The organism is Pseudonocardia sp. NPDC049154 (assembly GCF_040648315.1).
GTDB lineage: Bacteria > Actinomycetota > Actinomycetes > Mycobacteriales > Pseudonocardiaceae > Pseudonocardia.
The window spans coordinates 168,544-182,888 of record NZ_JBEZDN010000004.1; the positions used below are offsets into that span (position 1 = coordinate 168,544).

Sequence of the window (14,345 nt, forward strand, 5' to 3'; positions counted from 1 at the left end):
GGTGATTACGCCCGTGCCGGCCTCCCGGTCACTGCCGGCAGCAGCGGCGCGATCCGCTCCCACGCCTGATTCGTCAGCTCACCAAGCGTCGACGAGATGTAGGCGTCGACGAAGGCCCAGCTGACCTTCGCCAAGTCCGGCACGGCGTGGCGGTGCACCATGTCCACCTGGCCGAGAGGCCGTCCCTCGGCTCGACGGACCTTTCCCCGTCGACCGCCCCGCTGGCGGCTCACCGGCAAACCCTGCGATCCATGATCGAGTTGCGGCGGCCCGACCCGCAACCGACTCTCTTGATTATCGAGATTTCGTGGGAAGGGTGGTCGGGATGGCACGTCTGCTCAGCGACGTCCGGGGTGTGGCCGCCATGAGGCGCCGAGAGCTGCGTCGGTGGAGTGGCTGGGCGGTGGCGCTGGTGGTGCTCGCGCTCGGGCAGCTCGCCGCTCCACTGGTGATCGCCGCGGTGGGCGGCGGGGCGTTCACCACGGCGGACCGGGCGGGCGAACCACCGATCGTGCCGGCCGGCTACGCGTTCTCCATCTGGGCGGTGATCGAGGTGCTGTCGCTGCTCTGGGCGGTGTGGGCGGCGTTGCCCGGTGGCCCGGACCGCGATCTGCGGGTGCGACTGGCCCGTCCGCTGATCGTGGTGTTCGCCGGGTTCACCGCGTGGCTGATCGCCGCCGAGCTCGAACCGCGCTGGGCGACGCTGGCGGTGTTGCTGGTCATGCTGGCCGGGCTACTCGCCGCGACCCGGGTCGCCCTGCAGAACGCGGACCGCATCGCGGCGTGGACCCGGTACGCGCGGGCCGTGCTGTGGGGCACGCTGGGGCTCTACCTGGGGTGGAGCAGCATCGCGATCTGGCTCAACCTCACCACCGCCCTCGCGAGCTCCGGTGCGCCGCTGGACGGGGCGGCGGGGCTGATCGGGCAGCTGGGCATCCTGGCCGGGGCGACCGCGACGGCGGTGGCGCTGCTGCGCTGGACCGGGGTCCTGGTGCCCTACCTCGCCGCGGTCGTGTGGGCTTTCGTCGGGGCGGCGCTCGGGGCCCGCGGGGCGGGGGAGCCGGTGCTCGCGCTCGCCGCCTCCGTCGGGCTGGTCGTCGTGCTGGTCGCGGCGGTCGGCTTTCGGTGGGGACCGAGGATGCGGCTGCCCGGTCCGCGCCTTCGCCGGCTTGCGGAGGGCTGAGCGGTGCCGCAGACGCCGGGCTCGGACGCCGTCCTGTTCGCCTACCTGAGCTATCGCGACGCGCCCGCCGCGCTCGAATGGCTCACGGCGGTGGGGTTCGAGGTCGTCGCCCGACAGGACGGCCCGCACGACACGGTGCTGCACGCGGAGGTGCGCCTCGGGGCGGTGGTGCTCATGATCGCCAGCGCCGACGGCGACTACGACATCCCGGCGCTGCGCGGGCAGTCGACCGGCAACGGGCTCTACCTGCGCGTCGCCGATGTCGATGAGCTGTACGAACGGGCCGTCGCGGCCGGCGCCCGGCCGGTGTTCGCGCCGGAGGACACCGAGTGGGGCACCCGCCGGGCCAGGGTTCTCGACCCGGAGGGGCACGAATGGAGCGCCGGCAACTACGAGCCCGGGCAGCTATGAGCCCGGGCAGGCCTGGAGCTGACCGGCCCCGCGTCCACATCGGCGACCGGGCGGCCTGGCTGGCCGAGCACGCCGCGACCATGCCTGCGGATCTGGCTCGTCTACGACAAGGGGTCCGGACGGCCCGGAGTCTGCGCGGGAAGTCTGCGCGGTTCGGCCGAATTGAGCAGGTTCGAGTCTTGCTTTACGCCCCTCTGGCCCTGCAGGTCGCTCGGGTCCTGCGGCAAGCTTTGCCCCTGCAGCAGAAGACTCCCCTCCATGAGCTAGGGCGGCGTCGTGGACTCATCTGTGAACGACGTGCTGGATGACGTTGAAAGTGATCTGGTGGCCGGCCGGTGGCGGTTGAGAGCGCCGGCGTCGTTGGCGACGCCGCGACGGGTACGGGCTGAGCTGCGCCGGTGGCTGGTTGCTCTGCGGTGGCCGGAGGAGGAAGCCGCAGACATCGTCCTCGCGGTCGATGAGGCGGTGAGCAACGCCGTGGAGCACGCCTATCGAGCGAGCGACTCGGATGAGGAGGCTCAGGACCGTCCCAGCGGTGCTGACCCGGTCGCCGGCTTCGCGGCCGATGACGGTGAGGTTCGCGTGGAGGACCTGGTCGATGACCTGGTCAATGTCGAAGTTCCTGCCGAGGTGGAGATCACTGTCGAGGTGCTGAGCGCGGATGGGCGACAACGCCACCTGCGGATCTGTGTGCGGGACTGGGGGCGGTGGCAGCCCAAGCCCACCGACCCGGGGCCCCGGGGACGCGGTCTGGACCTGATGGTCGGGTTGATGGCGACGGCGACGCTGCGGTCCGGCGATCCCGCGGCGGGAGGCGGCGAGGTCGGCACTGAGGTGACGCTGACGACTCATCCGGTCGACGCGTCGCGTTGATGTGGACGGGCCGCGTCGTCGTGAGGCGGGCGGCGGGCTGAGGGGCCTGATGGCGTGACGACCACTTTCGGCGCTCTCGGTGAGGAGCTTGATGCCGGAGGCGGGTTCCGTCGTGGTCTGCGCCCCGCCAGAGCAGGTCGGGCCAGGAGAAGCCGAGGGTTCTCCCGAGGTTCTCCCGAGCCGGCTAGCTGCGGCGACCGGACGTCGTGACCCGGGAATCCGCGCTCTGCCCAGATTCTCACGCTAGGTGGTGCGGCCCCGGACCAAGCTCTCGCCGGAGTGGCCGGGGTCGCCGTCGAAGTGCTCGACCGACACGTCGACGGTGTCCAGGACGTCGAGCGGGAGGTCCGGGGGCAGCACGAACCGGCCCGTCCAGCGGTCCGGACCGTCGGCGGTGAGCCCGCCCAGCGCGTAGAGCCGGGTGGCGCCCTCGTCCATCAGCCAGGCCTCCAGGTAGCCGCCGGCCGGGACCGACCCGCGCTCCAGCGCCACCGTCAGCACCCGGCGCCCGCCGCTCTCGGCGAGGCCGGTGCTGCCGGTCGTCCCCGAGTCGGGGTCCAGCGCGACCAGCGGCACGGCGCCGGACGCGTCGGGGACCTCCGGGTCGCCGGGGCCCAGCGTCAGCCCGATACCCGCCCCGCCCGCGAGCCCCACGACCAGCGCGGCCGCGGCGAGCAGCAGGGGGCCACGGCGCCGGGAGGGCAGCGTGGTGACGGTGCCGGACCCGACCGGGGCCGCGGGGCCGCCGGTCAGCTCGGGGCCGAGCTCGCCGGCGACGCGTTCCCACACGGCGGGCGGCGGGTCCTGCAGCGGCCGGTCCGCGCCCTCGCGGGCCAGCTGTGCCGTGCCCCGCAGCGCCTCGACCTCGGCACGGCAGGTGGGGCACCCGCGCAGGTGCGCCTCGGTCCCCGGATCCGGATCCCGCGCCGACAGGGCGGCGTCGACGAGCTCGTCAGGCCCCGGGTGCCGCACCGCCCGCCTCCCATCGTCGTCGCATCCGGTCCACCCCGCGTCGGAGGTGGCTCTTCACCGTGCCCAGCGGGAGCCCGGTCACCGAGGAGATCTGCTGCTGGGTGAGGTCGTCGTAGAAGGCCAGCCGGACCACCCTACGTTGCGTCTCGGGCAGCCGGTCCAGCTCGTCGGCCACGACGACGACGTCGACGACCTGCTCGGGCCGCGGCGCCAGCGGGGGTGGCGGCCCGGCCCGCACCGCCCCCTCGGCGGCCGCCCGCTCCCGCGCGCGCAGGGCCAGCCGGTCGGCGATCTGCCGCCGGGTGATCCCGATCAGCCAGGGGCCGAGCCCGCCGCGCTCCGGGTCGAGGCCGCCGCGGCCGCGCCAGGCGCGCACGAAGACCTGCTGGGTGACGTCCTCGGCGTCGTGGTGGCTCTGCAGCACCCGCAGCGCGACGGTGTGGACCACCCGCGCGTGCCGGTCGTAGGCCAGGCGCAGCGCCTCCGGGTCGCCGGCGCGCAGGCGGAGGGCGATCTCCCCGTCCGGGCCCTCCGCCGGTGCCGATCCGGTCGACCCGGTCGACCCGCTCGCCGGTGACGGCGGCCGCGCGGGGTCCGCGGCGCTGCGCGGCTCCCGCGGGGCGCCCGGCGGCAGGATCTCCGTCATCCCGGTGTCCGTCGGCGTGTCACCGGACGAGCATCGCAGGGCCTGACGAACCGGGCATCCCGACGACGCCGGCGGTGTGCTCACGACGTCCCCGCCGGCAGCGCAGGGAGCGCAACGAGGGGGCCGAGCGGTACGGCCGTGACCACGACGTTGTCCCGATATGACCGGGTCGCCCGGTCGAACGGCCCACCGCACGTCACCAGGGTCAGCCGGGGCGGGCCGTCGCGGGCGAACAGTTCGCCCGCCGGGAGCGCCTGCTTGTCCACCGCGCGCACCTCGCGCACCTCGTACCGGACCGCCAGGGCGGCGGAGCGGCGGACCGTGACCACGTCGCCCGGTGCGAGCCCGGCGAGATCGTGGAACGCGCCGGGCCCCTGCACCCGGTCGTCGACGTGCCCGGCCAGCACCGCCGAGCCGGTGCCGGCGCCCGGGGCCGGGCCGAAGCGGTACCAGCCGACCGTCGCGACCTCCTCCGGCACGCCCATCGCCCCGGTGGCGTCCACCCCCACCGGCAGCACCGGCGCGGCCAGCAGCGTCCGCCCGGCCCGGTCGACGGTGAGCCCCACCGGTTCGGCGGCGACGGGTCCGGCTGCTCCGGGATCCCCCGCCGGGGCCGCGACCCGATCCGGGACGACCGGGCCCGCCGGCGCCGGAGCGGGGGCGACCCGGAGCGCCCAGGCCACCCCCGTCCCGGCGAGCAGCGCGAGCCCCGCGACCAGCGCGACCAGGGCCGCGACCCCTCTCGCGACCCGACCCTTGACCGGACCCGGGGCTCGCGTGCGCGTCACGGTCAGGAGCGCGCGGCGCGCGTGCGGCGCAGGCCGACCGCGCCGGCCCCGATCAGCGCAAGACCGGCTGCCGCGCCGATCGCCGGCCAACCGCCGTCGCCGCCAGGGGCGCCCGAGGGGGCCCCGGCCGGGACGCCGGCCGGGGCGCTGTGCAGGCCGTCGACGGTGAAGGTCACCAGCTTGAGGTTGTTCGCCTGCAGCGAGCCGATCGCGTGCACGAAGGTCGCCGTGCCCTCGGCCAGGGTCAGGTCGGCCGGGCCGAGCACGGGCTCGGTCGTGCCCGCGGCGGCGACCGCGGCGGACAGGGTGCCCGCCGGGACCTCGGCCGCGGCCTGGTTCGGGTTCGTCAGCCCGGTGAGCGCCGGGCTGCCGTTCGCCAGCACGTCGACGGCCGGCGCGGCGGCCGTGTGGCGGACGACCAGCCGGGCCTGCCCGGCCGGCACGGCCGAGACGTCGTCGACGAACGGCGTGACCGTCGGGGCGCCGTTCGCGTCGAGGTGGGCCGCGAGGGTGACGTCGCCGCCGGCCGGGACCTCCGCCTGCGCGGACAGCAGCGGCGCTCCGGAGCCGTCGGCCGCGTCGGCCGGGAAGAGGGCCACGGTCCTGGTCCCGGCCGGCAGGTCGACCGGGCCCGCGACGGTGGCGGGGGCGAAGTCGTCGAGCGCACGCTGCCCGTCGACGTAGACGTCCACCGGGGTGTCCGGGATGCCGTGCACGACGTGCACGGTGCCGGTCTCCTGGGCGGTCGCGGCCGGGGCGGTCGCGACGGCGGCGGCGCACGCCGTGAGCAGTCCGCCGAGGGCGAGGGTGAGGCGTCGCATCGGATCTCCTCGTGAAGGGGTAGAACCGCGGGCCTCGTCGACGAGGCCCGGCCGGCTCCTGACACCCCGCACTACCGGCGCACGCCCACCTGCGGATGCACCCGAGTTGAAGAAAGTTTGGCGCGATTTGTCGAGCGCCGGCTCGCCTTCCGGTCGGTGATCGAGCAGGTGACGGGGATGCTGATGGGTACGCTCGGCGTGAGAGGTGGTGGCGCGCCGCGCCGAGTGCGTGGTTCAGCAGCGGCTCGCTGTTCGCTGGCCCTGGACATGGGCGTCCCCTTCGTGCGGCACCAGCATGTGGTCCTGCGGGGAAGCACAGCGCGCGAGAACGCTGGCGCGTATGTTCGAAAGCGATCAGACGGGCCGGACGCGATCGATCCGCTCAGGTCTCTTCCGTGCGTATGTGCGAGAGCCGGGACCGGGCGGTGTTGACCTGCGCGAGAGCGGCGGAGACCCGGTCGACGGCGAAATGAAGGTTCTGGGAGGCGATCCGGGCGTGCGACCCGGCCGGGGTGACGTCGTCGGATCTGAGCCCCTGGCCGGAGGTCAGCCGGTCGAGCTGGTCGCCGGTGACCCGCAGGGTCTGCTCGAGCTTCGTGAGGATCTCGGCGAGGGCGCCGACCCGCTCGTACGCGGCCTGCGGGGTACGGGGGCCGAGCGGGATGGCGTGGTTGGCGGTGCGGAGTTGCTCGGCGGCCGCGTCGATCGCGTCGCGGGCGGGGTCGTCGCTCATGTGGGGGATCCTGCCGGATCCGACAGCGGCGGCTCGGAGACCTGGAACGAGAAAGCGCCCCATCCCGCACGGGGCGGGATGGAGCACCAAACCTCCGTGGGCAAGTGCTGCTGAGTGTTGGAGCCGTTGCAGGTGACCACCGCGTAGGCGGGGCTGCTGCCCGTTGCCCTGCGGGTAGCCGGCGAGGCCAAGCGCGTGCAAAGGGCTACGACTGCGACGGGCGACTGCCCCGGCACCGCCCGCACAATCTACGCGTTTGGCTGTGCATGCAGGGGCTGGAAATTCTGCGCGCAGAGTTCCGCGAACATTGCCAGCGAAGCGATCGTCTTCGTCGCACCCGATGGCTCCGGGAAGACGCCCAAGCCGACACCGCCATGTTCGGGCCCTGGGAGGACATGAGCGGCCCTTCGATCTTCGCTCGTGCGGCCCAGATCCCGTTTCTGGAAGAGGTTGTCACGACGAACACGCTCGGGCTCGACGTCTCGGCCGACCTCAAGCCGGCCCTTGATGGGCTGAAGGAGGCCCTGAAGGAGCACTGGAGCGAGGACAAGGACCTCGACATCTCTCCGGCTCGCTCGAGTGCACCGACCCGAAGCTGCTCTCGACAGCCGCCCAGCTGCGCGCAGCCCTCGAGACCGTCGAGGTCGAGCTCGCCACGCTCGGCCGGGTGCACTGGCACAACACCGCGCGCCTCGACAGTAACCTCGATGACCGGCCGCGACCGAGTACGAGCAGGCGTTCTACTCGGCCGCCGGGACGACCATCCCACGGTCGAAATCCCATGAGCCGGGCCTCCGTCAGACCCAGGACGACTCAGTGGTGGCGGCCGGAGCCGGTTTCGCCGGCGGGTCGGCCCGTCAGGTGTGGCTGAAACCGTGGGTTCCCGTGGACGCCCTCGGCGGGTTGGCAGTGAGATAGTTCGTCGCGTTCTGCAGGGCCTGGAGCAGGTCGTCGGCCAGGTCGTAGCTGAAGCCTTCGCGGATTACCACCCGCATGATGGCCTCGTCGGTCGCGGCGTCGGGCATCGTGTAGGCGGGCACCTGCCAGCCCTCGGTGCGCAGCCGCTCCGAGACGTCGAAGACCGTGTACTGCGCGGAGTCGACGAGCCTGAAGGAGAACACCGGGATCGCTCGGCCGTCGCTGAGCAACTCGAAGGGGCCCAGGGACGCGACCCGGCCCGAGGTGTGCACGGCCAGGTCACGCAGCGATTCCATCACCTTGCGGTAGCCCGACCGGCCCAGCCGCAGGAAGTTGTAGTACTGGCCGACGATCTGGTTTCCGGGTCTCGAGAAGTTCAGCGTGAACGTCGGCATGTCCCCACCCAGGTAGTTCACATGGAACACGAGGTCCTCGGGCAGGTCCTCTGCTTCGCGCCAGACGACGAAGCCGATTCCGGGATACACCAGCCCGTACTTGTGCCCCGACACGTTGATCGACTTGACCATCGGCAAGCGGAAGTCCCAGTCCAACTCCGGATGCAGGAACGGCGCCACGAAACCGCCGCTGGCCGCATCCACATGGACCGGCACCTGATTTCCGGTGGCCTCGTTGTGGGCCACCACGGCGTCGTGGATCTCCCGGATCGGCTCGAACTCGCCGGTGTAGGTGGTCCCGAGGATCGCGACCACGCCGATGGTGTTCTCGTCGATCCGCGCAACCACCTCGTCCGGGGTGATCACGTAACGGCCGTGTCGCATCGGTATGTAGCGAGGCTCGACGTCCCAGTACCGGCAGAACTTCTCCCACACCACCTGCACATTCGAGCCCAAGATCAGATTCGGTCGCTGTGTGGACTCTCCGGCCGCTGCTCGGCGGGCCCGCCACCGCCACTTCAACGCCATCCCGGCGAGCATGACGGCCTCGCTGGACCCGATGGTCGACGCGCCGACCGCGTCGCCGTCCTCCGGGGCGTTGAACAGGTGCGCGACCATGTTCACGCAGCGACGCTCGATCTCGGCCGTCTGCGGGTACTCGTCCTTGTCGATCATGTTCTTGTCGAAGGCCTCGGACATCAAGCGACCCGCTTCCGGCTCCATCCAGGTCGTGACGAACGTGGCCAGGTTGAGCCGGGAGCTCCCGTCCAGCAGCAAGTCGTCGTGGATCAACCGGTAGGCCGCCTCCGGCGCGGCTCCGTGCTCGGGCATCCGGAACTTCGGGATCGGCTCAAGATCCAACCGCTGGGTGTAGGCCGGCGCGACCGCGGAGTCCGCGGACGGGTCCTTACGCGAGACGTGTCGATGAACCACCAGATCCTCCTCGGGCGACCGAGCAGCGCGTCTGGCGGCCCCAGGACGCTTCTCACCGGCCACAACCTCCATACGGTGCCGGCCCACAAGCCGGCTCGAAGCACCCGCGCCGGGTGAGTTCGACGGGCGATCGCTGATCCTGCAGGGAAGCACCTCGCACAGCCGGCAGCCGTGGCGGTCGAACGCCTTGTCGGCACCCCGAGCGCTCGTCGGGCCCCTGTGGAAGAGCAGTTCGCGATCCGGGCCTCTCGCTGAGTTCGTCGAGGCAGAGCAGGTCGGGGTCTCCGAGCAGCACGAGGGGTTCGCCGGTGGAACTCGATCTCTGGGCGGTTCGCCGGAGGGCCGTTTCACCTCGGCGGGGTGAGGGAGGCGCGGGTTCCCGCTTCCACGCTGACGGGACGACGAACCGGCTGGCCCCGGCCGGCCGAGACCCGGCAGTCCAGGACAGGCGGGCCGCACTCCCGAGTCGTCGCGAGATCAGAGTGCTCTGTCACCGCTGTGGCTGGCCACGGCCCCGGGTGCGGAGCACCGCGACCAGTGACCCCGAGGATCTGCATGGCCAGAAGCACAGGACACGGCGGCGCGGCCGTCGCGACGGCGAGAGCGGCGGCGCTGCGAGGTCTCTCGTGAGTGCACCGTCCGAACCGGCTCCGGCCTTGTCGTTCACCGGGAGCCGGGAGTTCTGGGTGCTCTCGGGCTATGCGGTGGCACTCGGGGTGTTCGGCGCGTTCGCTGGTCTGGTTTTCATGGGGGTGATCGGACTCGGCGGCCGCTGGTACGTCGCCTCCGACCCGGGCTGGTTCGGCGGGCAGTGGTGGTGGGTGGCGGTCACCGCGGCGGCCGGCCTCGTCGTGGGGCTGTTGCGCCGTCTGACCCGCCTTCCCGAGGAGATCCCCGGCCTGATCGACGACCTGAAGGCCGGGCACGTCGAGCCGCGACTGGTGCCCGGGGTCGCGGTCGTTTCGGCCGTGTCGCTGATCGGGGGCGCCAGCCTCGGCCCGGAGAAGGCCTTGGGCTCGCTGGGTGGCGGCGCCGGCAGCTGGGTGTCCCGGAGACGCCGGCTCAGCCGGGAGGACTCGCAGCTGACCACCCTGTCCGGCTTCGCCGGCGCCTACGGCGGGCTGTTCTCCAGCACGGTCATCGTGGTGATGTTCATCCTGGAGCTCGCCCGCCCCGGAGGCCACCGGTTCGCCAAGGCTCTCGTCGGCGACATCGTCGCCTCGAGCGTGTCCTTCGGGATCTACTTCGTCATCGCCGGATCCGTGTTCCTCGACGCCTACCAGGTGCCGCAGTACGCGTTCGAGGACTGGCAGCTGGCGGCGGCGATTCCCCTGGGCCTGCTCGCGGCCCTCGCGGTGACGGTGCTGGTGGCGTTCGTCCAGGGGGCGGCGCGGCTGTTCGACCTGGTGAAGCTCCCGGGCATGGTGCGATCGACGCTGGGTGGTGTGATGTTCGGGGTCGTCGGGGTGATATTGCCGCTGACGATGTTCACCGGGAGTGATCAGCTCAAGACCGTGCTCCACGGTGCCGGGAATTGGGGTGTGGGCCTGCTCGTCGTCCTCGTGTTCGCCAAGCAGCTCACGTTCGCGGTCAGCCAGGCGAGCGGGTTCGTGGGCGGGCCGATCTTCCCGGCGTTGTTCATCGGAGGGACCCTCGGTGTCCTCGTGCACGAGGTGGTGCCCGGGGTGCCGCTGGGTCTCGCGTTCACCTGCCTGCTCGCCGCCGTCCCGGGGTCGCTCGCCGCGGCGCCGTTCTCAATGGTGCTGCTGGCGGCGTTCCTGACCCAGGTCGGGGCGCTGCAGACCGCGCCGATCCTGATCGCCGTCGTGACCTCGTTCCTCACCATGGAGGCGGCGAAGTATCTCGTCGCACGTCGCAGGCGGGCGCGCGACGCCGCGGGGAAACCGGGTACGTCCGACTGAGGGCGCCCGATCCCCGGCTCGACCCCCGGTGCCGGGTCTGTCGGCGTCCGGACTCAAGGAGACGTGGCCGAGCGGTGTCCTGCCACCCGCCGCTGCAGGTCGGCGGCGGCGGCGGCGACGGGCGCGAGGTCGGCCGGCTGTGCGGTCTCCCGGGTGGCGTCCGCCAGGATGAGGTCGGCCTGTTCGCCGATCGCGGCCCACCGCGTCGGGTCGTCGGCCACCACGCCGGCGCAGTCGTGCAGCAGCCCGAGCAGGGCCAGCGCCACGGTCGGTTCGGCACAGCCGTAGCGGCGGATGAGCCCGCAGGTCGTGGCCAGGTAGTCACCGAACCGCCTGCCGGGGACGACGACCACGCCCCGGCCGGTCGGGCCCACGGCCACGTCGTCCCCGAGGGGTCGACCGGCGAGGGCGCAGAAGATCACCGAGAGGTGGTCGATCGCCTGGATCGCGGTGTAGGGATCGTTCACCGCCGGCGACAACGCCTTGCAGGCCATGTCGACGAGTTGTCGGACGCCGAGCGCGGCGTCGTGTCCTTCCGTGCGCTCGAGTCCGATCCGCACGGCGCGAGCGACGGCCCGCTGGACGTCCGCCGGGTCCGGGGCGGGTCGGTCCCGGGCCGGGGTCCACATCCACGCGAGTGCCGTTCCCGACACGACGTGGTCGCCGACGCCTACCCGTAGCCGAATGTGCACCCCGTGTCGGCCCGCGAGTGGCGCGAGCAGCTCCGGATGAGCGGACTGTATGTATCCGGACCTCGGGGCTAGCAGTGGAACCGCCCATCCAGGAGGACCGGCCGTGGCGTCCTCGACGCCGCCCAGCCGCCCGTTCACCACCGCGAGGGTGTTCCGCTCGACACGCCTGCCGATCACGTCGACCTGGATGGAGTGGGCGAGGTGGTCCGCGAAGTACACCACCATCGCCAGGCTGGCGAACAGCAACGCGATCGCCCCGGTGACCGCCAGCCGCGGGAAGTCCTCGGTGCGCTCCCCGTCGTACAGCCCCACCGTGAACAGACCTGCCGCGGAGTAGGCGAAGGTCGCGACGAAGGTGCCGAGCACGACCTGGGTCGGCCGGTCCCGCAGGAAGCTCCGCAGCAACCGCGGCGAGAACTGTGTCGACGACAGCTGCAGCGCGACGACGGTCAGGCCGAGCACCAGGGCGATGACGGTCACCACCGTGCCGGCGACGTTACTCAGCAGAGTGCGTGCATCGTCGGCCGTGCCCTGGAACGCCAACGGCGATTCCGGGTCGACGCGGATGCGGGACAGGACGAACCCGCCCACCAACGCCAGCACGGCGCTGAAGCCGGGCAGCACCCACAGCGAGCCGGTCACGTACTCGCGGATCGTCTCTCGGTCTCTCACCTCGGACCCCTTCGAACATGTGTGCGCCGCGGCCCGGTTCGGCCGGCCGGTCTCGCTCAGGTCGCGGACGGATCGTCCCGCGGCTCGTCGGGTGTGGGGGTGTCCGCCGGCGCCGCACGGGTGGGATCGACGCTGTCGCGGCCCGCTCGCCGGGCCCCGATCGCGACCGCGATGGCCGGGTAGAAGATCACCGACAACACGCCGGCGCCGACCAGCGCAGCGGCGTTCTCCGCGAGCATGGTCCCGTTCCGCAGCCCGATCTCGGAGAGCGCGACGAGCAGCGGCAGTGAGGTGGCGGTGATGAACATCATCTGCAGGCGTTGCGTCATGGGCAGGGCCCTGCGATAGATCACCAGCGCCGGCAGCCCGCGAACGACCAGCAGCAGGACGAAGAACAACACCAGCCGCAGCGGCGCCTCCACGATCGAGCGCAGGTCGAGGGTCATCCCCGACACCACGAAGAAGACCGGGATGAAGAAGCCGTAGCCGACTGCGTCGAGCTTCTCCTCCAGCGCGTGGGCGTCACCGGGTGCCCACCGACGCAGCACCATGCCGGCGAGGAACGCCCCCAGCACCACGTCGAGGCCGAACTCGGCCGCGACGGCCAGCAGGAACAGGAGCAGCACGATGGAGAACCGCAGCGTGGTCTGGGACGTGGCGTGTTCGCCTTCCTTCACGATCTGCCCTATCCGGTTGCCGCGCGCGAGCCGGGGCGCGATGGAGAGGACGAGGGCGAGCACCCCGACCGAGGCGACCGAGAGGATCGCGACGAACTGACTCTGCGTGCCGAGGAAGAGCGCGATGCCCAGGATCGGCAGCAGTTCGCCCACCGCACCGGCAGCGAGGACGTAGCGCCCGAACTGCCCGGCGAGCAGGTCGTGCTCGCGCAGGATCGGCAGCAGCGTTCCCAGCGCCGTCGTGGTCAGAGCCAAGGCGACCGGAACGAACGCGCGCACGAGACCGAGCGCGGCGAGGACGCCGACCGACCCGGCGGCGAGCACAACGGTGATCACCCAGCCGGTCAGCGCCAACCGCCCGGCACGCTCGCGGAACAGGGCCGGGTCGAGCTCGTAGCCCGCCAGCAGGAACACCAGCCCGAGGCCGATGTTGGCGATGAGGGTGAGGACCCCGGGGTCGGACAGGCCGAGAACATGTGGCCCGAGCACGATCCCACCGATGATCAGGACTACGAGCTGCGGCACCCTCGGACCCGGGAGCAGTGCCACGATCACCGGGGCCAGCGCGGCGACGACGCCCACCAGCACCAGGCTGTTCAGCACACTCCCGAGGTCGTCCATCTCCCCCTCGATCTAGGACGGCCTGCACTGTCCCGTGCCCATCCCCGTGGTCGGTCATCTGCCTCGGGTGAATGCTCAACCCGATCGCGCCGGGCGATCCACGTCGCGCACGCGTCGAAGCTCCACCGGCCGGTGGCGGTACTCCTCGGTCACGGCGGTCAGCGCCAAGTGGCGACCAGCAGGGCGTGGAGGACCTCGCCACCGGTGAGAAGTGCTGGCGGTACTGCTACAGGGCGCCGTGCCGACACCGGCGAAGTCGTCCGTCACGGGTGAGGCGCCCGTACACCGCTCCCGACAAGGGTGCCGACCGGAGCCGGGGGCGCCCACGAGGTCGCTTTGCCTAGCACCTTCTGGGGGAGTCATGACGGAGACAGCCACCGCCGGATACGGGTCCGACGCCGTGCTGCGGCCTTCTGGTCGACGGTCGGGATCTCGGGTATCCGGCGGTAGGCAGCGGTCGAGGTGATGGCGTCCGTCGAGAGCCTGGCCGCGCTCGCCGCTGTGGATCCTGTTCCGTGGGCCAGGGCGCAGATGGCGTTCACCTTGATGTTCCACATCATCCTGGTACCGCTCGGCGTGTCCTGGGCCTTCATGACCTTGATCGCCAACTACCGAGCCGTCCGCCACGGCGACCGGGACGCGCTGATGCTCGCGCAGCGCTGGTCGAAGTACATGGCGGTGACGTTCGCCGTCGGCGCGGTGACCGGCACGGTGCTGAGTTTCGAGTTCGGTCTGCTGTGGCCCCGGTTCATGGGCCAGTGGGGCGAGGCGTTCGGCGTGCCCTTCGCGTTCGAGGGACTGTTCTTCTTCACGGAAGCGATCTTCATCGCGCTCTACATCTTCGGCTGGCGCCGACTCGCGCCGTGGGCGCACTTCTGGACGGGTGTTCCCATCGTCGTCGCCGGGATCTTCGGCAGCGTGTCGGTGGTCGCCGCCAACGCATGGATGAACGCCCCAGCAGGCTTCACGACGGACGCCGCCGGAACCGTGGTCTCCGTGGACCCGGTGCGGGTGATCTTCAACGACGCCATGCCCCTGCAGGCGGCGCACATGGTCGTCGCGGCCTACCTCGTCGGTGGATTCCTCAT

Annotated in this window: 14 protein-coding genes; 5 read left to right on the forward strand and 9 right to left on the reverse strand. The window is 71.9% G+C overall.

Annotated features, from left to right (window positions below; all coding sequences use genetic code 11):
- Window positions 1–5: 5 nt before the first annotated feature.
- On the reverse strand, window positions 6–167 hold the full coding sequence (locus AB0B41_RS04430; protein ID WP_358198842.1) for a hypothetical protein: 162 nt from the start codon (window positions 165–167) through the stop codon (window positions 6–8).
- A gap of 158 nt (window positions 168–325) precedes the next feature.
- On the opposite strand from AB0B41_RS04430, the gene AB0B41_RS04435 reads away from it, so the two are divergent.
- The 3 genes from AB0B41_RS04435 (at window position 326) to AB0B41_RS04445 (ending at window position 2,467) form a co-directional block, all read left to right on the forward strand.
- Window positions 326–1,183 carry a hypothetical protein gene (locus AB0B41_RS04435; protein WP_358198844.1) on the forward strand — a complete coding sequence of 286 codons (858 nt, stop codon included), beginning with the start codon at window positions 326–328 and terminating at the stop codon, window positions 1,181–1,183.
- 3 nt (window positions 1,184–1,186) lie between these two features.
- Entirely contained in the window at window positions 1,187–1,594 is a 408-nt protein-coding gene (locus tag AB0B41_RS04440) for a VOC family protein (protein WP_358198846.1), read from the forward strand.
- A gap of 288 nt (window positions 1,595–1,882) precedes the next feature.
- A complete protein-coding gene (locus AB0B41_RS04445) occupies window positions 1,883–2,467 on the forward strand; it encodes an ATP-binding protein (protein ID WP_358198848.1) in 585 nt (194 codons plus the stop codon).
- A 243-nt stretch (window positions 2,468–2,710) separates the two neighbouring features.
- Here the strand turns inward: AB0B41_RS04445 and AB0B41_RS04450 are convergent, their stop codons facing one another.
- The 6 genes from AB0B41_RS04450 to AB0B41_RS04475 form a co-directional block, all read right to left on the reverse strand.
- On the reverse strand, window positions 2,711–3,439 hold the full coding sequence (locus tag AB0B41_RS04450) for an anti-sigma factor (protein ID WP_358198850.1): 729 nt from the start codon (window positions 3,437–3,439) through the stop codon (window positions 2,711–2,713).
- The gene (locus tag AB0B41_RS04455; protein ID WP_358198852.1) at window positions 3,420–4,085 is read right to left on the reverse strand and encodes a sigma-70 family RNA polymerase sigma factor; all 666 of its coding nucleotides are present in this window, start codon (window positions 4,083–4,085) and stop codon (window positions 3,420–3,422) included. The genes AB0B41_RS04450 and AB0B41_RS04455 overlap by 20 nt, the downstream gene beginning before the upstream one ends.
- 80 nt (window positions 4,086–4,165) lie before the next feature.
- On the reverse strand, window positions 4,166–4,873 hold the full coding sequence (locus AB0B41_RS04460) for a class F sortase (protein WP_358198854.1): 708 nt from the start codon (window positions 4,871–4,873) through the stop codon (window positions 4,166–4,168).
- A gap of 2 nt (window positions 4,874–4,875) precedes the next feature.
- Window positions 4,876–5,694, reverse strand: a complete 819-nt coding sequence (locus AB0B41_RS04465; protein ID WP_358198855.1) for a DUF4397 domain-containing protein — start codon at window positions 5,692–5,694, stop codon at window positions 4,876–4,878.
- A gap of 382 nt (window positions 5,695–6,076) precedes the next feature.
- A complete protein-coding gene (locus AB0B41_RS04470; protein WP_358198858.1) occupies window positions 6,077–6,427 on the reverse strand; it encodes a hypothetical protein in 351 nt (116 codons plus the stop codon).
- 857 nt (window positions 6,428–7,284) lie between these two features.
- Window positions 7,285–8,826 carry a glutamate decarboxylase gene (locus AB0B41_RS04475; RefSeq protein WP_358198860.1) on the reverse strand — a complete coding sequence of 514 codons (1,542 nt, stop codon included), beginning with the start codon at window positions 8,824–8,826 and terminating at the stop codon, window positions 7,285–7,287.
- A gap of 473 nt (window positions 8,827–9,299) precedes the next feature.
- Here AB0B41_RS04475 and AB0B41_RS04480 point away from each other — a divergent pair, with 473 nt between their 5' ends.
- A complete protein-coding gene (locus AB0B41_RS04480) occupies window positions 9,300–10,595 on the forward strand; it encodes a chloride channel protein (protein ID WP_358198862.1) in 1,296 nt (431 codons plus the stop codon).
- Between the two features lie 53 nt (window positions 10,596–10,648).
- Here AB0B41_RS04480 and AB0B41_RS04485 read toward each other — a convergent pair whose 3' ends face one another.
- On the reverse strand, window positions 10,649–11,959 hold the full coding sequence (locus AB0B41_RS04485; protein WP_358198864.1) for a DUF2254 domain-containing protein: 1,311 nt from the start codon (window positions 11,957–11,959) through the stop codon (window positions 10,649–10,651).
- 56 nt (window positions 11,960–12,015) lie between these two features.
- Window positions 12,016–13,257 (reverse strand): cation:proton antiporter, encoded by a 1,242-nt coding sequence (locus AB0B41_RS04490; RefSeq protein ID WP_358198866.1) that lies wholly within the window; start codon window positions 13,255–13,257, stop codon window positions 12,016–12,018.
- Between the two features lie 465 nt (window positions 13,258–13,722).
- On the opposite strand from AB0B41_RS04490, the gene AB0B41_RS04495 reads away from it, so the two are divergent.
- Window positions 13,723–14,345, forward strand: a 623-nt coding sequence (locus AB0B41_RS04495) for a cytochrome ubiquinol oxidase subunit I (protein ID WP_358198868.1), incomplete at its 3' end; no start/stop codon positions are given.

Coding starts and splice junctions, on each gene's coding strand:
- AB0B41_RS04435 (WP_358198844.1), top strand. CDS start 326: ATGGCACGTCTGCTCAGCGACGTCCGGGGTGTGGCCGCCATGAGGCGC.
- AB0B41_RS04455 (WP_358198852.1), bottom strand. CDS start 4,085: ATGACGGAGATCCTGCCGCCGGGCGCCCCGCGGGAGCCGCGCAGCGCC.
- AB0B41_RS04465 (WP_358198855.1), bottom strand. CDS start 5,694: ATGCGACGCCTCACCCTCGCCCTCGGCGGACTGCTCACGGCGTGCGCC.
- AB0B41_RS04470 (WP_358198858.1), bottom strand. CDS start 6,427: ATGAGCGACGACCCCGCCCGCGACGCGATCGACGCGGCCGCCGAGCAA.
- AB0B41_RS04490 (WP_358198866.1), bottom strand. CDS start 13,257: ATGGACGACCTCGGGAGTGTGCTGAACAGCCTGGTGCTGGTGGGCGTC.